Below are 16,671 nucleotides of genomic sequence, written 5' to 3'. Positions count from 1 at the left end.
CCGGGCGGACAGGTCGGTGAGGATCCGTACCCGCCGAGGGGGATACTGTCGGCCATGCGTATCGACTTCGATCCCGAGGCCATGGGCCGGACCCCGTTCTACAAGCTCCTGACCTCGGTGGTCGTCCCGCGCCCCATCGCCTGGGTCTCGACGCTCAGCGAGGCGGGGACGGCCAACCTCGCACCGCACTCCTTCTTCACCGTCGCGTGCGTCAGCCCGCCGGTGGTGCAGTTCACCTCCGTGGGACGGAAGGACTCGCTGCGCAACATCGAGGAGACCCGGCAGTTCGTGGTCAACCTCGCGCCCGAGCACCTCTTCGAGCAGATCAACGCCACCGCCACCGACTTCCCGCGCGGCGTCAGCGAGTTCGACGCGGTCGGCATCGCCCGCGAGCCCAGCCGTGCCGTGAAGCCGCCGCGCGTGGCCGCCTCGCCCGTCGCCCTGGAGTGCGAACTGCACAGCACGGTCACCCTCGGCGACTCCACCGTGGTCTTCGGCCGTGTCGTGCACGCCGCGGTCTCCGAGGCCGCGATGGCCGAGGGCCACCCCGACGTCCGCAAGCTCCGCCCGCTGGCCCGTCTCGGCAAGGACGAGTGGGGCACGACCGGCGAGGTCCTGGAGATCTCCCGCATCCGCTACGCCGACTGGCCGGGCGTCGTCCAGGGCTAGGGCGTGTCGTCGAATGAGCGCCGGCCGCCCGAAGGGCGGGCCCAGCGGCGTCTGGTGTGGTGCATCGCAAGGCGGAGAGTCGTCCTCGTAGTGGGCTACTCGGACGATTCGACAACGCAGCGTGGGGGCACCTCCCAGCGGAGCTGGGGGAGTGCCGTGCCAGGCGTCGCTGGGTAGGCGGGCATTTGACGACACGCCCTAGCCGGGAGCGGTCCGTCGGGCCCGGATCGGCCGGCCCGGGCCGGCGGTGGTGACGCCGCCGGCCGCACCGGCCACCCCCGGTGCCGTCGCCGGTGCGGGGACCGGCCCCCTGGTCGGGCGTCAGGCGCGGCGGCGGCGCAGGGACGGGTCGAGCAGGGCCGGCGGGGTGTCGAACTTCTCGTGCGGGGCGAGGTCGAGGCCGGGGGCGACGATCTCGTCGATCGCGTCGAGCAGGTCGTCGCCGAGCACGGTGTCCGCGGCCGCGAGGTGGGCCCGCAGGTGGTCCGGGGTGCGGGGGCCGATGATCGCGGCGGTGACGGCGGGGTGCGCCGTCACGAAGCCGAGGGCGAGCTGGACCATGGTCAGGCCGGCGCCGTCGGCGAGCGCGGCGAGCCGCTCCACGGCGTCGAGCCGGGCCCGGTTGGCGGGGAGCGCGGTGTCGAAGCGCTCCGGCATGAAGGACGAGCGGCTGGTGGTGACCGCGCGGCCCTCGCGGATCGCCCCCGACAGCCAGCCCGAGGCCAGCGGGCTCCACGCCAGCACGCCGAGGCCGTACTCCTCGGCCACCGGCAGCACATGGGTCTCCGCACCGCGCTGGAGGACGGAGTAGCCGGGCTGTTCGGTGACGTAGCGGCCCAGGTGGTGTTCGCGGGCGGCCCACTGGGCCTGCACGATGCGGTACGCGGGGAAGGTCGAGGAGCCGAAGTAGCGGATCTTGCCCGCGCGCTGCAGGTCGGTCAGGGCCGACAGGGTCTCCTCGTCGGCTGTGGCCGGGTCCCACCGGTGGATCTGGTAGAGGTCGACGTGGTCGACGCCGAGCCGGCGCAGGCTGTCCTCCAGGGCCCTGACGAGCCAGCGGCGGGAGCCTCCGCGGTGGTTGCGCTCCTCGCCCATCGGCATGGCCGCCTTCGTGGCCAGCACGATGTCGTCGCGGCGGCCGGCGAGTGCCTTGCCGACCATCTCCTCCGACTCGCCTGCGCCGTACATGTCGGCGGTGTCGATGACGTTGATCCCCGCCTCGACGGCGGCGTCGACGAGGGCGGTGGCCTCGTCCTGTGTGGTGCGCCCGATGCTGCCGAAGTTCATCGCGCCGAGCGCGAGGGAACTGACCTGCACACCGGTGCGGCCCAAGGTGCGGTACTGCATGTGCGTGTTCTCCCTTGCGGGTGGGTGGCGTCGCGCGGCGCAAGCGCGCACGGATTGGTCCCGGGGCGAGCGCCCTGGCATCATGAGGAAACGGAACCTTGTTCCACTAAAGATACGGAACGCGGTTCCGTTTTGGCAAGCACGGTTCGTGGGAGGAGCGGCACGGTGGTCGAGAGGTCCCCGCGGGCGGACGCCCGGCGCAATCAGGAGAGCCTGCTCGAGGCGGCCGCCGCGGCCTTCGTTGCGTCGGGCGTGGAGGCCCCCGTACGCGACATCGCCGCCCGGGCCGGTGTCGGGACGGGCACCATCTACCGCCACTTCCCGACCCGCGCGGACCTGATCGTCGCCGTCTACCGGCACCAGGTCGACGCCTGCGCCGAGGCCGCGCCCGCGCTGCTGGCCGGCGGCGCGAGCCCGTACGCCGCGCTGGCCCGGTGGATCGACCTCTTCGTCGACTTCCTGGTGACCAAGCACGGGCTCGCCGCCGTGCTGCGGTCCGACAACGCCGGCTTCGAGGCGCTGCACGCCTACTTCCTCGACCGCCTCCTGCCCGTGTGCTCCGGACTGCTCGACGCGGCCGCCGCCTCGGGCGAGATCCGCTCCGACGTGGAGGCGTACGCGCTCATGCGGGGCGTCGGGAACCTCTGCATCGGCGCGGAGGCCGATCCGCGCTACGACGCGCGCCGCCTGGCCGGGCTCCTCGTCGCCGGCCTGCGCCGGGGCGACTGACCCGTCGTCAGGCCAGGCCGGCCCGGTACACCACCAGGGCGATCTGGACGCGGTTGTTCAGGCCGAGCTTGGTGAGGATGTGGGACACGTGCGCCTTCACGGTGGCGACGCTCATGTACAGCGCCGCCGAGATCTCGGCGTTCGTCCTGCCCTGCGCCACCGCGAGCGCGACCTCCCGCTCGCGCTGCCCCAGGAGGCCGAGCAGCCGCTCCGCCTCGCCCCGGTCGGCGGTGCCCGCGCCGCCGGCCTCGTCGCCGGGGGCCGTGACGGCCCCGATGAGCTGCTTGACGGCGGCCGGGGAGAGGACCGGTTCGCCCGCCACGACGTTCCGCACCGCGGCGACGATCTGGGCGGGCGGCGTGTGCTTGAGGACGTAGCCCGCCGCGCCCGCCCGCAACGCCTCCAGGACGTAGCCGTCCGTCGTGAACGTCGTGAGGATCAGCACCTCGGGCGGCCGGGGCCTGCGCCGCAGTTCGGCGGTGGCGCTCAGACCGTCCATCCGCGGCATCCGGATGTCCATCAGGACGAGGTCGGGCCGGTGCGCGTCGACCAGCGGCAGGACCTCCGTGCCGTCGGCAGCCTCGGCGACCACCTCGATGTCCTGCGCGCCGGACAGCATCATGCGCAGGCCCGAGCGCACCAGCGGGTCGTCGTCCACGATCAGGACGCGGGTCACCTGGTCCACGGCAGCCGGACCTCGAGCGCGAAGCCGGTGGCGGTGAGGGTGCGCCGCACGGTGCCGCCCGCCAGGGCCGCCCTCTCCTCCATCCCGACGAGGCCCTGACCGGCGCCCGCCGGGTGCGCGGCGCGGTCCGGCCGTACCGGGTTGCGGGCCGTGATGGTCAGCCCCTGCCGGGCCCCGCCGGTCAGCGACAGCCGCAGTGGGCCGTCCGGGGCGTGCTTGCGGTGGTTGGTGAGCGCTTCCTGCAGGATGCGGTACGCGGCTCGGCTCGTGGCCGGGTCCATGGTCGTCAGGTCCTCCGTTTCCTGGTGCAGCTCGACGGTGGCGCCGGCCGCGCGCGACTCCTCGACCAGCAGCTCCAGGTCGGCCACCGCGGGCTGCGGCGGCTCGGCGTGCGCGCTGACCGTGGGGGTGCGCAGGACGCGCAGCACGTCCTGCAGGTCCTCCAGCGCCTGGCCCGCGCTCTGCCGGATCACCCCGGCCGCCTCGGCGACCTGGGCCGGCGACGCGGTGCGGTGGAACTCCAGCGCCCCCGCGTGCACGCTGAGCAGCGTCAGCCGGTGGGCCAGCACGTCGTGCATCTCCCGGGCGATCTCCTCCCGGGCGTGCTGCCGGGCCTGCTCGGCCCGCAGGTCCGCCTCCCGCTCCGCCCGCGCGGCCCGCTCCCGCACCCCGGCCACGTACAGGCCCCAGCCGACGGCGCCGCCCACGCACGCCACCGCGGACACCGCCGCGGCGGCGGTCAGCGGCCCGGCGTACGAGGCCGCGAGGACGGCGAGGAGAGCGTCCGCCGGGCCGGGATCCGGCCGACCCACACACCGTCCGTGCTCCTGACCCGGGGCCGCCTCCCCGAGCAGCTGACGAAAATCATCAACTTGCCCCAGGACGAGCGGGTCAAGGCCTTCCGCCTGCTGATCGCGCTGCTCGCGGTCGCCGACGAGCGCAGGCGGGCGCGCCACTGCGCCGACGGATGCAGCCACGCCTGGCACCGTTTGGCGGCCGCGGCGAACCCGGACCCGGGCGGGGCGTGATCACCGCCGGCGGGTCAGGCGTCGGCGGGTCAGGCGCCGGCGGGTCAGGCGCCAGCAGGTCAGGCGCCAGCAGGTCAGGCGCCGCCGGGTCAGCCGTCGGCGGGGAAGTCCGTGGACGCCGTCACGTCGGCCCACGCCGCGAGGTCGCCGGCCAGTTGCCGTTGCCCCTGCTCGACCAGGCGCAGGGCGTCGCTGCCGAGCACGAGGTGGAGCGGCGGCTCGTCGGCCTCCAGAACACGGAGCAGGGCGCGCGCCGCACGGACCGGGTCGCCGGTCTGGTTGCCGCTCTTGGCCTGGCGCGCGGCGCGGATCGGGTCGAAGAGGGCGTCGTAGTCGGCGACGGTGCGCGGGGCGCGGACCATCGAGCGGCCGGCCCAGTCGGTACGGAACGAGCCGAGGGCCAGGGAGGTGACGCGGATGCCGAAGCCCGCGACCTCCTGCGCCAGGGACGCGGCGATCCCCTCCATCGCGAACTTGCTGGCCCCGTAGAACGCGACGCCGGGCAGGGCGGTCAGGCCCGCCATGGACGACACCGAGAAGACGTGGCCGCCGCGGCGCCGGCGCATGTGCGGCAGGACGGCCTTGATGACCGCGACACTGCCGAAGACGTTGACGTCGAACTGGCGCCGCAGGTCGTCCATCGTGGACTCCTCGACGGTCCCCTCCAGGCCGTAGCCGGCATTGCTGATCAGCACCTCGACCGGGCCGACGGTCCGCTCGACCTCGTCGACCACCGCGACGACGGCGTCCTCGTCGGTGACGTCCAGGACCCTGCCGACGGCCCGGCCGGGCGCCAGGGCCTCGAACGCCGCCGCCTGCTCGGCCTTTCGGACGGTACCGATCACCCGGTGCCCGGCGGCCAGGGCCTCCTCGGCGAAGGCGCGGCCCAGGCCACTGCCCACGGCGGTGATGAAGAACGTCCGGTGCACAGCACGACTCCTCGGCGACGGCGGATGGGTACGGACGCGCCCGGCCCGGTGCCGGCCCGCGCCGGAGCCTCGTACGCCGGTGTCCGCGCCCTGATCATGCGCCGGGAACCGGCACCGCTGCCACGACCGGCTCCCTCCCTGCTGGAAGGCGGAACCTCCCAGCGCGAGGTCACCGCCTGCGGCGGGTGCGGGCGGCGACCACGACGGCGGCGAGGCCGGTCACCGCGATGAAGCCCATCGCGACGAGGAAGACCGGCGACGTGGGCGTGGCGGCGCGGCTCCCGGCGACGACGTAGGCCCCCGTGTTGGGCACGCTGCCCAGCGCCGTGGCCAGCAGGAAGGGCGCCAGCCGCATCCGCGAGACCGCCGCGCTGTAGTTGGCCGCCGCGAAGGGCACGCCGGGGAACAGACGCATCGCCAGCATCGTGCGGAAGCCGTGCTCGCTGAGCTGGCGGTCCGCGGCGAGCAGCACCCGCCCGCGCAGCAACGGGCGCAACGCGTCCCGCCCGAGGAGGCGGCCGAGGACGAAGGCGAGGCCGGCGCCGAGCACCGTTCCCGCGAGGGCCGCGGGCAGTCCGGCCTGGGCGCCGAAGAGCGCCCCGGCACCGACGTTGAGCAGCGGGCGCGGCACGAAGGCGAGGGCGCACAGCCCGTAGCCCGCGGCGAAGAGCACCACGGCCGCGACACCGGTGAGTTGGACGGGCCAGCCGTGCGCGAGCAGCCGCTGGGGCTCCCACACCAGCACCGAGGCGGCGGCCCCGGACAGCAGGACGACCAGCAGCGCCAGCCGGGCCCACGACGCCGCTCGCGGGCGCGGACGGGAGAGGGCGGTGACCTCGGACATCCCGCGAGCTTAGCGGAGGACGATGTCGCTCCGGTGCCGCCGCGTACCGTAGGGCCATGGCCCCTCCCGCCCCGGCCGTGCCGGCCAGCGCCCTCGCGGACCTCGTCCTGCCGCGCCTGACCACGGCGTACGGCGGCGCCGCGGACCCGGTGCGGGCCGCCTCGGCCGCCGCGTACATGCGGGACGCGTTCCCGTTCCTCGGCATCGCCACGCCCGCCCGGCGCACCCTTTCCCGCGCCGTGCTCGCGGGCACGCCGCGCCCGGACGAGGCCGACTGCACGGCCGTCGCCCTGCGTTGCTGGGCGCTCCCCGAACGGGAGTACCGCTACTTCGCCGTGGACTACCTGCGCCGCCACGTGGGGCACTGCTCCTCGGACTTCCTCGCCACGGCCCGGCACCTCGTCACGACCGAGCCGTGGTGGGACACCGTCGACCTGCTCGCCGCACACGTCGTCGGACGGCTCGTCGCCGCCGACCCCGCCCTGGTGGGCACGATGGACGAGTGGATCGAGGACGAGGACCTCTGGCTCGCCCGCACCGCGCTGCTCCACCAGTTGACCTACAAGGCGGACACCGACCCCCGGCGGCTGTTCCGTTACTGCCTGCGGCAGGCGGGCCACCGGGACTTCTTCATCCGCAAGGCCGTCGGCTGGGCGCTGCGCGAGTACGCCCGCACCGACCCCGACGCCGTGCGGGCGTTCCTCGCGCAGGAGGGGGAGCGGCTGTCGCCGCTGTCGGTACGGGAGGCGGGCAAGCACCTGTGAGCGGGAACGACGGGCGGAGCCGCGTGCGCCGCAGCTACGACACCGTGGCCGAGGAGTACCGGGAGCGCATCGGCGACGAGTTGGCCCACAAGCCCCTGGACCGGGCCCTGCTGGCCGCCCTCGCCGAGCAGGCCGCGGACGGCGCGCCCGTGGCGGACCTGGGCTGCGGCCCCGGCCACGTCACGGCGTGGCTCGCGGCGCGCGGGGTGCGCACGGTGGGGATCGACCTGTCGCCGGGGATGGTCGCGCTCGCCCGCCGCGAGCACCCCGGGGCGGACTTCCGCGAGGGCGACCTGCTGCGTCTCCCGGCGGCCGACGGGGAGTTCGGGGCCGTCGTCGCCCTGTACTCGGTGATCCACCTGGCGCCGGGTGAACTGGGGGCGGCGTTCGGTGAGATGCGGCGTGTGCTCCGGCCGTCCGGCCGGGCGCTCGTGGCCTTCCACACCGGGGCGGAGACCCGGCGCGTGACCCAGTGGTGGGGCCACGAGGTCGACGTCGACTTCCACTTCCACGACCCCGCGACGGTCGCCGGGGCACTGACCGGCGCCGGGTTCGAGGTCGAGGCCAGGCTGGAGCGGGCCCCGTACCCGCAGGAGGCGGAGACCCGGCGCGCCTACGTCCTCGCCCGCGTCAGCGGGGCATGAAGCGCGCCGTCTCGCGCACCTTCTCCGGCAGCGGGACGTCCCACGCGTCGTCCTCCGGGCAGCGCGCCTCGTCGTCCTCCGCGGGGCCGATGCCGGACGGCAGCCCCGACTCGCCCTCGGTCAACTCCCCATGGCGCAGGAACATCGCGGACGCGCCGTCGGACAGGTTCCGGAGGGTCTGGTCACCGAGGTCGTAGTGCCGGCGCACGGGGCCCAGGCGCAGCCCGGCGGAAAATCGTTCGACCGACGGCCGGGGTGTGCCCGATGATCGGCGGCATGTTCCGGTACGCCCTCAGCGCAGATACGTCCGCAGTCGCGGACGCGCTGCGGGCTGCCCCGGCACAGGCTTTCTCGGCCAACGCGTTCGGCGGCGCCCGAATCTGACCCTTCCCGGACAGTCCGGCGGACCCCGCAGGGGGAGGGTCGGCGCGGTCCAGGGGTCCCGCACGCGAGGCGATGAATCGACTTACCGAGGAAGCAACCATGCCCAAGCAGGCGTACGTGCGCACCAAGCCGCACCTCAACATCGGCACGATGGGTCACGTCGACCACGGCAAGACCACGTTGACCGCCGCCATCACCAAGGTGCTCAGCGCCCGCGGCTCCGCCGCGTTCGTGCCGTTCGACCGGATCGACAAGGCCCCGGAGGAGGCCGCGCGGGGGATCACCATCACCATCGCGCACGTCGAGTACGAGACGGACACCCGGCACTACGCGCACGTCGACATGCCGGGTCACGCCGATTACGTGAAGAACATGATCACCGGCGCGGCCCAGCTCGACGGCGCGATCCTCGTCGTCTCGGCCCTCGACGGCGTCATGCCGCAGACCGCCGAGCACGTGCTGCTCGCCCGTCAGGTCGGCGTCGAGCACATCGTGGTCGCGCTCAACAAGGCCGACGCCGGCGACCCCGAACTCACCGACCTGGTCGAGCTGGAGGTGCGCGAGCTGCTGTCCGCCCAGGGCTACCCCGGCGACACGCTGCCCGTCGTGAGGGTGTCGGGCCTGCGGGCGCTGGAGGGCGACCCGCGGTGGACGGCGGCCGTCGAAGCACTGCTCGACGCGGTCGACACCCACGTGCCGATGCCGCACCGCTACACCGACGCGCCCTTCCTGCTGCCGGTGGAGAACGTGCTGACCATCACCGGGCGCGGCACGGTCGTCACCGGCGCGGTGGAGCGGGGCACCGTCCGGGTCGGCGACCGCGTGGAGGTGCTCGGCGCGGACACCGCGAGCGTGGTGACCGGCCTGGAGACCTTCGGCAAGCCCATGGAGGAGGCCCAGGCCGGCGACAACGTGGCGCTGCTGCTGCGCGGAGTGGCCCGGGCCGTCGTCCGCCGGGGCCACGTGGTGGCCGCGCCGGGCAGCGTCACGCCGAGCCGCCGCTTCCGGGCCCGGGTCTTCCTGCTGCCGGCCGCCGAGGGCGGGCGGCGCACGGGCATCGCCAGCGGGTACCGGCCGCAGTTCTACGTCCGCACCGCCGACGTCGTCGGCGACGTGGACCTGGGCGAGGCGGGGGCGGCCCTTCCGGGGGCGACCGTCGACATGTCGGTGGAACTGGGCCGGGCGGTGCCGCTGGAGCCGGGGCTCGGCTTCGCGATCCGCGAGGGCGGCCGCACGGTCGGCGCGGGCACGGTGACGGCGCTCGACGAGTGAGCGGCGCGGGCTGAGCCGGGCCGCCGAGCGCGGGGGTCCCGGGGGTGACGTCCCCGGGCCCCCGCGCGTGCTGGGACAATCGCAGCGTGGAGGACGACGGACGCATACCCGTGAGCCAGGACGTGGACTTCGGCGCGGCGAGACTGCTGCCCGACGTGGACCGGCCCGCGGGCTGGCTGCTCACCGTGGACGGGGCACCGCAGTCGTACGTGGACCTCGACGACCCCACCCACCTGGAGTTCGAGTACACCCGGCGGCTCGCCCACGTACTGGACGAGGCCGCGCCCGAGGGTACGCCGCTGGACGTCGTCCACCTGGGCGGCGGGGCCCTGACGTTGCCCCGTTACACCGCCGCGACCCGGCCCGGCTCGCGGCAGCGCGTCGTGGAGGCCGACCGGGCGCTCGCCGGGCTCGTCGCCACCCGGCTCCCGCTGGGTCGCGGCGGCGACGGTGTGGCGATCGCCACGGACGACGCCCGGGCCTGGCTGGAGGGCGCCCCGGACGGCTCGGCGGACGTCGTCGTGGCGGACGTGTTCGGCGGTTCGCGGGTGCCGGCGCACCTGACCTCGTACGAGTTCGTCACCGAGGCCGCCCGGGTGCTGCGCCCCGGCGGGCTGTACCTGGCGAACCTCGCGGACTCGGCGCCCTTCGACTTCCTGCGGCCGCAGATCGCGGGCCTGCGCGAGCTGTTCGGCGAGGTGTGCCTGATCGCCGAGCCCGGGGTGCTGCGGGGCCGCCGCTTCGGCAACGCCGTGCTGGCCGGGAGCCGCACCCCGCTGCCCGTGGACCGGATCGCCCGGCGCGCCGCCTCCGACGTCTTCCCGGCACGGGTGGTGGAGGGCGACGCGCTGGAGCTGTTCGGACGGGGTGCGCGGCCGGTCTACGACACGGACGCGGTGCCCTCGCCGATCCCGCCCGACGGCTCCTTCGGCGTCGGCTGACCGCCCCGGGCGACCGTCCGCCCGCCGTCGGGGTCGTCCACCCGGCGCAGCCGCCGTACCTCGGGCACGGTGAGCACGGCGCCGGTGAGCAGCACCGTCAGCCCCGCGCAGCCCCACAGCGCCCCGTACAGGCCGAAGGCGTCCGCGGCGGGGCCGGCCAGGGCGGTGCCGATCGGCATCATGGAGACCGAGCCGAACCAGTCGTAGGCCGCGACGCGGGAGAGCTTGTCCTCGGGGATCTCCTGGTGCAGCGCCATCATCCAGGTCACGCCGAAGACCTCGATCGACATGCCCGCCACCAGCATCGCGCAGGCCAGCAGCGGCACCGGGACCGCCAGCGCCAGCGCGGCGGCGGGCAGCGAGAACGGGAAGACGCAGAGCACCCCGGCGAGCAGGATGCGGCGCGGCCGCCAGCGGAGCATCAGCAGCCCGCCCAGCAGGTTCCCGGCGCCGAACGCGGCCAGGGCGGCGCCCCACGGCCCGGCGCCGCCGAGGTGCTCGCGGGCGACGAGCGGGCCGTACACCGCGTCGGCGGCGGTGATCACGGCGTTGACGACGGAGAACTGGACCACGATGCCCCACAGCCAGCGCCGTGAGGCGAACTCCCGCCAGCCCTCGCGCAGATCGCCCAGCAGGCTGCGGCCGCGCCGCTCCGCGCGGTCGCGTACCGCGGCCGGGGAGACCCGCAGCAGTGCGCGCAGCCCCGCGGCGACCGCGAAGCACGCCGCGTCCACCGCCAGCACCCAGCCCGGGCCCGCGAGGGCCACCAGCGCCCCGGCGAGCGCGGCACCGCCGACGTTGGCCCCGTTGACGCCGAGCCGGAACACCGCGAAGGCGCGGCTCGCGTGGGCGGAGTCGACGGTCGACAGCAGCATGCCCTCGTTGGCGGGGGCGAAGAAGGCCTGGCCGGTGCCGCCCAGCGCGGAGAGCACCGCCATGTGCCAGATCTCGGCCCGGCCGGTCAGCACCAGGACGGCGAACACGCCCTGCGAGACGGTGTTGAGGCAGTTGGCCGCGACCATGACCCGGTGCCGCGGCAGCCGGTCGGCGACCGCGCCGCCGATGAGCAGGAAGACGACCAGCGGCACCGTGCGTGCGGCGGCGACGAGTCCGATCTCCGTACCGCCACCGCCCGCCTGCAGTACGGCGAACGCCGACGCGACGACGGCGCCCGAGGCGCCGATCCCGGTCACGAAGGCGGACGCGGCCAGGAGCCGGAAGTTGCGGCCGGCCCAGTCCGGGAACCGCAGCCGATGGGGGACGTCGGGTTTCACCCGGGGACTATCGTCGCTGGGCCGGGCTTTGGCAAACCGATTTCCGGGCCGTCGGCGGAGGGCGGGCCGCGGCCTCAGCCGACCAGCCGGACGCTGTCTCGGACCTTCGCCACCGTCGCGGCGTCGACCGCGCCCGCGTAGCCGCTGTCCACGATCAGCAGCCAGGAACGGACCTCCTTGTCCTTGCCGAGGAAGGTGAAGCTGTACGCGGTGCCGTCGGCCGCGCACGTGCCCTTCATCCCGGTCGCGCGCGTGGAGGCGGTCCAGCCGTGCAGGCCCTGCGCGTTGGTGTAGGCGCGGGGGGCGGCCTCGGTGAGCTTGGTGCCGCCCTCCTTCTTGTACTTGCCGTACGCCCAGTTGTAGGCCTCGTTGGCGGCCTCGGACTTCAGGCTCTTGGCGCCCTTCCCGCCCTTCACGCCGGCCAGTCCGCGCTCGTCGGTGCCGCACCACTTCTCGTCGAGCACGGCCGCGCCCCCGGTGACGACCCGGTTGTCGCCCCACTCGTAGCCGATGAGCAGGCCCTGCGGCTTGGCCGTCCAGTCCTTCGGGAGGTCGTAGGCGACGCCCATGTCACTGCGCACGACGGTCTGCCAGCCGGGCACCACGGGCTTGACCGTGTCCTCGCCCGGGTTGCCGCGGGCGTCGTCCGGGCCGGGGCCCTCCTCGTCCGCCGTCGCGGAGGGGGTCGGGGTGGCGGACTCCGGCGCGCTCCGCGAGGCGACCGGTGAGCCGGTGCCGGACGGGCCGGCCTGCGGGTCCTCGTCGTCGCCGGTGAGCCTGACGGCGACCAGCGCGCCGGCGGCGACCACCGCGACCGCGGCCACCACCGACACCGCCACCACCACGCCTCGCCGCCCCCCGGGCGGCTGCGGCCCGCCCGGCGCCGGCGGCGGCCCCCACGTCTGCGGGGGCTGCTGGTAGGCGGGGTGCTGCTGCGGCTGGTACGGGGAGGGCTGCTGCTGGTGGCCCCACTGGGGCTGGTTCTGCGGGGGCTGCTGCGGTCCCCCCGGCTGCTGCTGTCCTGGCCACATGGCTCGAAACACTAGGGGTTGAGCGGTCGCGGTTCCATGGAAGCGCTGATTACTTGCTGGTAACATCCGGCCATGCCCGAGAACCAGCCGCAGATAGGCGAGCTCATGGCGGCCACCGTGCCCATGGCCGCCACCCTCAGCATCGAGTTCCTGGAGACCACCGCCGAGCACGCCGTGGTCCGCCTCCCCGACCAGGCCGCCTACCACAACCACGTCGGCGGCCCCCACGCCGGCGCGATGTTCACCCTGGCCGAGACCGCCAGCGGCGCCGTCGTCCTCGCCGCCTTCGCCGACCACCTCTCCCGCGCCGTCCCCCTCGCCGTCCGCGCCGAGATCGGCTACAAGAAGCTCGCCATGGGCCCGGTCACCGCCACCGCCCGCCTCGGCCACCCCGCCGCCGACGTCATCGCCGAACTCGACAAGGGCGAACGCCCCGAGTTCCCCGTCACGGTCGCCCTCCGGCGCGAGGACGGCGCGGTCACGGGCGAGATGACCATCATCTGGACCCTCCGCCCCAACGGCTGACGTCCCCCTCGACGGGACCGGGACTGCCCGGGACTCAGTGCGTCCAGCGGGTGTGGCGTTCCAGGGCCACCGCTGCGAGGAGCGCGCGCAACTCCTCGCGGCCACGGCCCCGGGTCTTCATCGCGTGGCAGTTGGGGCACAGCGCGACCATGAACTCCGGGTGGTCGCGGCCCCCCGCGGCGAGGTCGTCGACGTGGTCGACGTCGAGTATCGGCGACCCGCGGTCGGTCACGTCCGCCGGCTGGCCGCCGCACCCGGGATTCTCACAACGCCCCTCGCAGCGAAGGCGCACCGCCAGGCGCGCGGCGGCCGAGCGGATCGGCTCGGCACGCGCGCGGACGGTCCGACGCCCCCGGGCGGCCTCCTCACGGTGCCGTACCACCTCGCAGAGCCGGGCGTACTCGTCCGCCGTGCCCGTGACCACGGCGCCCTCAACGCCGAAGTCGTCGGCCACGTCGCCGTCCAGGCCCACGTCCTCGAGCAGCGCGTCGTACTCCAAGCCCGCGAAGAACCGAGTGAGGAGGGCGTCCACGATCTCCAGCCGTACGGCGGCCGAGTTCCGCAGCGACGCGTGTGCCCGCGCGGTGAGGCCCCCGCGCGGCTCCTGCTCGGCGAACCACCGATGCAGGGCGGCGTCGCCGTGGGCGGCGGGGACCGGTCCCGCGTGGTCGTGCAGCTCCCACAGCCCGGCGCCGTACAGCGCCGCCACCGGGTAGTCGGGCCGGGCCCGCTCACCCCGCATGCCGTGCCGGACCAGCAGCACCTGAAGCCGTCGGCTCAGCTCGTCCCAGGGGAGCAGGCGCTCCTCGTCCCGGCGTGCGCGACCGATCGCCCACAGCAACACGATGGGCTGGTAGAGCGCCGGCCCCGCGCTGCCCTGGTGGACACGCAGTGCCGCCACCCGGTCACGGAGGGCCCGTGCCTCCAGTGACAGTGCCGCCGACCGGTCGACGACGGCGAACCCCAGCCCGCGCAACAACGCGGCGGCGTGCCGGTCCCCACCGGACAGCTCGTGCGGCCGCAGCGCACGCCCGCCGGGCAGGAAGCCGTGCGCGACGCCGAGGATCGCCTTGGAGTCGTAGGAACGGCCGCCGTGCACCAGGAAGTAGTTCCGGGCCGGCCGGAACCCGTGGCTGCGGAGGAACACTTCGGACCCCAAACGGTCGAACTCCTGCGTCGCGAGCACGATCTCCGCGGCGGTGATGTCGGTCAGCCCCATGGGCGCACACGCTACGGGCTCGGCGGGCCCCTGTGACCTCCGCCACGTGGCTTCCTCCGCGGTCCCCGTGGCGGTGCCCCGTGGCGTACGGGTGCGGCACGGGGCGCGGGCCGGGTCGGCTACGCTGCAACGACGTGCGCGCACCGGCGCGTCGACCGACATCCCGTCCGCCCTAGGGGGAGGAAGCGGCCTTGCACGTCCAGGAGTGGCTCGGCACGATCCCGCCGGTCAGCGTCTACCTGCTGGTGGGCCTCGTGATCGGCCTGGAGAGCCTGGGCATCCCGCTGCCGGGCGAGATCATCCTCGTCAGTTCCGCCCTGCTCGCCTCGCAGGGGCACGTGGACCCCTGGGTGGTGGGCGTGTGCGCCTCCGCCGGGGCGATCGTGGGCGACTCGATCGGCTACGCCATCGGCCGCCGCGGCGGCCGGCCCATGCTCGACAAACTGGGGCGGCGCTTCCCCAAGCACTTCTCGCCGGCGCACATCGCGACCGCCGAGGCGTCGTTCACGCGCTGGGGCATGTGGGCGGTGTTCTTCGGCCGTTTCGTGGCGCTGCTGCGGATCTTCGCCGGCCCGCTGTCGGGCGTGCTGAGGATGCCGTACTGGAAGTTCCTCACCGCCAACGTCCTCGGCGGCATCGTGTGGGCGGGCGGCACCACGGCGGTCATCTACTACGTGGGCATCGTCGCCGAGCCCTGGCTCAAGCGGTTCTCGTGGCTCGGCCTGGTGGCCGCCGTGCTGATCGGCCTCGGCTCGTTCCTCGTCGTACGCCGCCGGGCCAAGGCCGCGGCCACCGCCCACGAGGCCGCGCCCGAGGCGGACGCCGTGGCGGCGGCCACCACCGACTGAGCGGCCGGGCCCGGGGCCGTCAGTCCCCGGCGAAGGCGGCCCGGTGGGCGTCCGCGAGCGCGACGTAGTGCTCGGCGTTGAGCCGCACCATCTCGCGCTCCTCCGCGGTGAGCCCACGGCGCACCTTCGCCGGCACGCCCGCCACCAGCGACCCCGGGGGAACCCGCATGCCCTGGGGGACGAGCGCGCCCGCCGCGACCAGCGAGCCGGTGCCGATGTGGGCGCCGTTGAGGACGGTGGCGCCCATGCCGACCAGCACGTCGTCCTCGACCACGCGGCCGTGCAGCACGGCGTTGTGGCCCACCGTGACGCGCGCGCCGATCACCGCCGGGAACCCGGGGTCGGCGTGCACCGTCGAGTTGTCCTGGACGTTGCTGCCCTCGCCGAGGCTGATCGACTCGCAGTCGCCGCGCAGCACCGCGTGGTACCAGACGCTCGCGCCGGCCGCCATCGTCACGTCGCCCAGCACCACCGAGGTCGGCGCGGTGAAGGCGGCGGGGTCCAGCCGGGGTGAGCGTCCGGCGACGTCCGCGATCAAGGCTCTCTCCGTCATGGGGATCACCGTAGTCCCGTGATTGCGCCGATCGCCCCGCGGGTAGCGCGTACTGCGTGCTGAAGTTCTCCGACGAAGTGATCATCGCGCTGGAAACCGGTGCCCCGGTCGTCGCCCTCGAGTCGACGATCATCTCCCACGGCCTGCCCCGCCCCCGCAACCACCAGGTGGCCCTGGAGCTCGAGGCCGCCGTGCGCGACGCGGGCGCCGTCCCCGCGACGATCGCGGTGCTGGACGGCGTGCCGTGCATCGGGCTCGACGCGAAGGGCCTGGAGCGCATCGCCGGCGACGAGGGCATGCGCAAGCTCGGCCACCGCGACCTGCCCGTCGCGGTCGCCACCGGCGCGAGCGGCGCCACCACCGTCTCCGCCACGGCCTTCCTCGCCGCCCGCGCAGGGCTGCGGGTCTTCGCCACCGGCGGACTGGGCGGCGTGCACCGCGGCTGGACGGAGGAGCAGGACGAGTCCGCCGACCTGCGGCTGCTCGCCGGCACCCGGATCACCGTCGTGTGCGCCGGGGTGAAGTCCATCCTCGACGTGCCCGCCACCCTGCAGCGCCTGGAGACCCTCGGCGTCACCGTCGTGGGGTACGGGACCGCCGAGTTCCCCGGCTTCTACCTCAGCGGCTCCGGGCAGCCCGTGGACTGGACGGTCCGCACCCCCGACGAGGCCGCCTGCGTCATGGCCGCCCAGGACGACCTCGACGGCCCGCCGTCCGCGGTGATCCTCGCCAACCCCGTGCCGGAGCACGAGCAGCTCGACCCGGCGCTGCACGACCGCGTCCTGGCGGAGGCGCTGGCCGCCGCCGAACGCGAGGGCGTCACCGGGCAGGCCGTCACGCCGTTCCTCCTCGGGCACCTCGTCGAGCACACCGGCGGCGCCAGCCTGGAGGCGAACCTCGCCGCCGTGCGCGGCAACGTCCGCCTCGCCGCGCGGGTCGCCGTCGCCTGGACGGAACGCGGCGCACATCACACCTGATCGCCCGG

20 protein-coding genes are annotated in these 16,671 nt (G+C 74.8%); 10 read left to right on the top strand and 10 right to left on the bottom strand.

Annotated elements, in window-relative coordinates; genetic code table 11:
* The first annotated feature begins 54 nt into the window (after positions 1-54).
* Positions 55-669 (top strand): flavin reductase family protein, encoded by a 615-nt coding sequence (locus ACFZAU_RS19260; RefSeq protein ID WP_499600795.1) that lies wholly within the window; start codon positions 55-57, stop codon positions 667-669.
* A gap of 321 nt (positions 670-990) precedes the next feature.
* On the opposite strand, the gene ACFZAU_RS19255 is transcribed toward ACFZAU_RS19260, so the two are convergent.
* Positions 991-2,016 carry an aldo/keto reductase gene (locus ACFZAU_RS19255; protein ID WP_499600794.1) on the bottom strand — a complete coding sequence of 342 codons (1,026 nt, stop codon included), beginning with the start codon at positions 2,014-2,016 and terminating at the stop codon, positions 991-993.
* A 165-nt stretch (positions 2,017-2,181) separates the two neighbouring features.
* Between ACFZAU_RS19255 and ACFZAU_RS19250 the strand changes: the two genes are divergently transcribed.
* Entirely contained in the window at positions 2,182-2,745 is a 564-nt protein-coding gene (locus ACFZAU_RS19250) for a TetR/AcrR family transcriptional regulator (protein WP_500553144.1), read from the top strand.
* Positions 2,746-2,752: 7 nt separating this feature from the next.
* Here the strand turns inward: ACFZAU_RS19250 and ACFZAU_RS19245 are convergent, their stop codons facing one another.
* Together ACFZAU_RS19245 and ACFZAU_RS19240 are read right to left on the bottom strand one after the other, a co-directional pair.
* Entirely contained in the window at positions 2,753-3,430 is a 678-nt protein-coding gene (locus tag ACFZAU_RS19245) for a response regulator transcription factor (RefSeq protein WP_500553143.1), read from the bottom strand.
* Positions 3,418-4,242 carry a sensor histidine kinase gene (locus ACFZAU_RS19240; RefSeq protein WP_500553142.1) on the bottom strand — a complete coding sequence of 275 codons (825 nt, stop codon included), beginning with the start codon at positions 4,240-4,242 and terminating at the stop codon, positions 3,418-3,420. Before ACFZAU_RS19240 ends, ACFZAU_RS19245 begins: the two co-directional genes overlap by 13 nt.
* A gap of 9 nt (positions 4,243-4,251) precedes the next feature.
* Between ACFZAU_RS19240 and ACFZAU_RS19235 the strand changes: the two genes are divergently transcribed.
* Positions 4,252-4,458 carry a DUF5958 family protein gene (locus tag ACFZAU_RS19235; protein ID WP_500553141.1) on the top strand — a complete coding sequence of 69 codons (207 nt, stop codon included), beginning with the start codon at positions 4,252-4,254 and terminating at the stop codon, positions 4,456-4,458.
* Between the two features lie 89 nt (positions 4,459-4,547).
* Here the strand turns inward: ACFZAU_RS19235 and ACFZAU_RS19230 are convergent, their stop codons facing one another.
* Together ACFZAU_RS19230 and ACFZAU_RS19225 are read right to left on the bottom strand one after the other, a co-directional pair.
* A complete protein-coding gene (locus ACFZAU_RS19230; RefSeq protein ID WP_500553140.1) occupies positions 4,548-5,387 on the bottom strand; it encodes an oxidoreductase in 840 nt (279 codons plus the stop codon).
* A 169-nt stretch (positions 5,388-5,556) separates the two neighbouring features.
* Positions 5,557-6,231: a TVP38/TMEM64 family protein gene (locus ACFZAU_RS19225; RefSeq protein ID WP_500462835.1), complete on the bottom strand. Its 675-nt coding sequence runs from the start codon at positions 6,229-6,231 to the stop codon at positions 5,557-5,559.
* A gap of 56 nt (positions 6,232-6,287) precedes the next feature.
* Between ACFZAU_RS19225 and ACFZAU_RS19220 the strand changes: the two genes are divergently transcribed.
* Together ACFZAU_RS19220 and ACFZAU_RS19215 are read left to right on the top strand one after the other, a co-directional pair.
* Entirely contained in the window at positions 6,288-6,995 is a 708-nt protein-coding gene (locus ACFZAU_RS19220) for a DNA alkylation repair protein (protein ID WP_500553139.1), read from the top strand.
* 23 nt (positions 6,996-7,018) lie between these two features.
* On the top strand, positions 7,019-7,639 hold the full coding sequence (locus tag ACFZAU_RS19215) for a class I SAM-dependent methyltransferase (protein WP_500553138.1): 621 nt from the start codon (positions 7,019-7,021) through the stop codon (positions 7,637-7,639).
* On the opposite strand, the gene ACFZAU_RS19210 is transcribed toward ACFZAU_RS19215, so the two are convergent.
* Positions 7,626-7,847 (bottom strand): DUF6086 family protein, encoded by a 222-nt coding sequence (locus ACFZAU_RS19210; RefSeq protein ID WP_500553137.1) that lies wholly within the window; start codon positions 7,845-7,847, stop codon positions 7,626-7,628. The two genes, ACFZAU_RS19215 and ACFZAU_RS19210, sit on opposite strands and share 14 nt — an antisense overlap.
* A 275-nt stretch (positions 7,848-8,122) precedes the next feature.
* Here ACFZAU_RS19210 and tuf point away from each other — a divergent pair, with 275 nt between their 5' ends.
* Positions 8,123-9,295 carry an elongation factor Tu gene (tuf, locus tag ACFZAU_RS19205; RefSeq protein ID WP_500553136.1) on the top strand — a complete coding sequence of 391 codons (1,173 nt, stop codon included), beginning with the start codon at positions 8,123-8,125 and terminating at the stop codon, positions 9,293-9,295.
* Positions 9,296-9,381: 86 nt separating this feature from the next.
* A complete protein-coding gene (locus tag ACFZAU_RS19200) occupies positions 9,382-10,236 on the top strand; it encodes a spermidine synthase (RefSeq protein ID WP_500553135.1) in 855 nt (284 codons plus the stop codon).
* Here ACFZAU_RS19200 and ACFZAU_RS19195 read toward each other — a convergent pair.
* Together ACFZAU_RS19195 and ACFZAU_RS19190 are read right to left on the bottom strand one after the other, a co-directional pair.
* The gene (locus ACFZAU_RS19195) at positions 10,176-11,510 is read right to left on the bottom strand and encodes an MFS transporter (protein WP_500553133.1); all 1,335 of its coding nucleotides are present in this window, start codon (positions 11,508-11,510) and stop codon (positions 10,176-10,178) included. The genes ACFZAU_RS19200 and ACFZAU_RS19195 overlap by 61 nt on opposite strands.
* A 74-nt stretch (positions 11,511-11,584) precedes the next feature.
* Positions 11,585-12,541, bottom strand: coding sequence for a DUF8017 domain-containing protein (locus ACFZAU_RS19190; RefSeq protein WP_500553132.1), 957 nt, complete (start codon positions 12,539-12,541; stop codon positions 11,585-11,587).
* Between the two features lie 72 nt (positions 12,542-12,613).
* On the opposite strand from ACFZAU_RS19190, the gene ACFZAU_RS19185 reads away from it, so the two are divergent.
* Positions 12,614-13,066 carry a DUF4442 domain-containing protein gene (locus ACFZAU_RS19185; protein ID WP_500553131.1) on the top strand — a complete coding sequence of 151 codons (453 nt, stop codon included), beginning with the start codon at positions 12,614-12,616 and terminating at the stop codon, positions 13,064-13,066.
* Positions 13,067-13,100: 34 nt separating this feature from the next.
* Here ACFZAU_RS19185 and ACFZAU_RS19180 read toward each other — a convergent pair whose 3' ends face one another.
* Positions 13,101-14,285, bottom strand: a complete 1,185-nt coding sequence (locus tag ACFZAU_RS19180; protein WP_500553130.1) for an HNH endonuclease signature motif containing protein — start codon at positions 14,283-14,285, stop codon at positions 13,101-13,103.
* Positions 14,286-14,476: 191 nt separating this feature from the next.
* Here ACFZAU_RS19180 and ACFZAU_RS19175 point away from each other — a divergent pair, with 191 nt between their 5' ends.
* A complete protein-coding gene (locus tag ACFZAU_RS19175; RefSeq protein WP_500553129.1) occupies positions 14,477-15,133 on the top strand; it encodes a DedA family protein in 657 nt (218 codons plus the stop codon).
* 19 nt (positions 15,134-15,152) lie between these two features.
* Here the strand turns inward: ACFZAU_RS19175 and ACFZAU_RS19170 are convergent, their stop codons facing one another.
* Complete coding sequence (locus ACFZAU_RS19170; protein ID WP_500553128.1) at positions 15,153-15,686, bottom strand: gamma carbonic anhydrase family protein; 534 nt, start codon at positions 15,684-15,686, stop codon at positions 15,153-15,155.
* Positions 15,687-15,742: 56 nt separating this feature from the next.
* Here ACFZAU_RS19170 and ACFZAU_RS19165 point away from each other — a divergent pair, with 56 nt between their 5' ends.
* Positions 15,743-16,663 (top strand): pseudouridine-5'-phosphate glycosidase, encoded by a 921-nt coding sequence (locus ACFZAU_RS19165; protein ID WP_500553127.1) that lies wholly within the window; start codon positions 15,743-15,745, stop codon positions 16,661-16,663.
* Positions 16,664-16,671 lie beyond the last annotated feature (8 nt).

This window comes from Streptomyces sp. NPDC008238 (assembly GCF_042956445.1).
Lineage (GTDB): Bacteria > Actinomycetota > Actinomycetes > Streptomycetales > Streptomycetaceae > Actinacidiphila.
The sequence above is the reverse complement of the archived record's forward strand: the minus strand, read 5'-3'. Positions and strand labels throughout refer to the sequence as shown.

Excerpts from the sequence above, each read along its gene's own strand:
- ACFZAU_RS19260 (WP_499600795.1), top strand. The coding sequence starts at position 55 with ATGCGTATCGACTTCGATCCCGAGGCCATGGGCCGGACCCCGTTCTAC.
- ACFZAU_RS19255 (WP_499600794.1), bottom strand. The coding sequence starts at position 2,016 with ATGCAGTACCGCACCTTGGGCCGCACCGGTGTGCAGGTCAGTTCCCTC.
- tuf (WP_500553136.1), top strand. The coding sequence starts at position 8,123 with ATGCCCAAGCAGGCGTACGTGCGCACCAAGCCGCACCTCAACATCGGC.
- ACFZAU_RS19180 (WP_500553130.1), bottom strand. The coding sequence starts at position 14,285 with ATGGGGCTGACCGACATCACCGCCGCGGAGATCGTGCTCGCGACGCAG.
- ACFZAU_RS19190 (WP_500553132.1), bottom strand. The coding sequence starts at position 12,541 with ATGTGGCCAGGACAGCAGCAGCCGGGGGGACCGCAGCAGCCCCCGCAG.
- ACFZAU_RS19170 (WP_500553128.1), bottom strand. The coding sequence starts at position 15,686 with ATGACGGAGAGAGCCTTGATCGCGGACGTCGCCGGACGCTCACCCCGG.
- ACFZAU_RS19225 (WP_500462835.1), bottom strand. The coding sequence starts at position 6,231 with ATGTCCGAGGTCACCGCCCTCTCCCGTCCGCGCCCGCGAGCGGCGTCG.
- ACFZAU_RS19220 (WP_500553139.1), top strand. The coding sequence starts at position 6,288 with ATGGCCCCTCCCGCCCCGGCCGTGCCGGCCAGCGCCCTCGCGGACCTC.
- ACFZAU_RS19185 (WP_500553131.1), top strand. The coding sequence starts at position 12,614 with ATGCCCGAGAACCAGCCGCAGATAGGCGAGCTCATGGCGGCCACCGTG.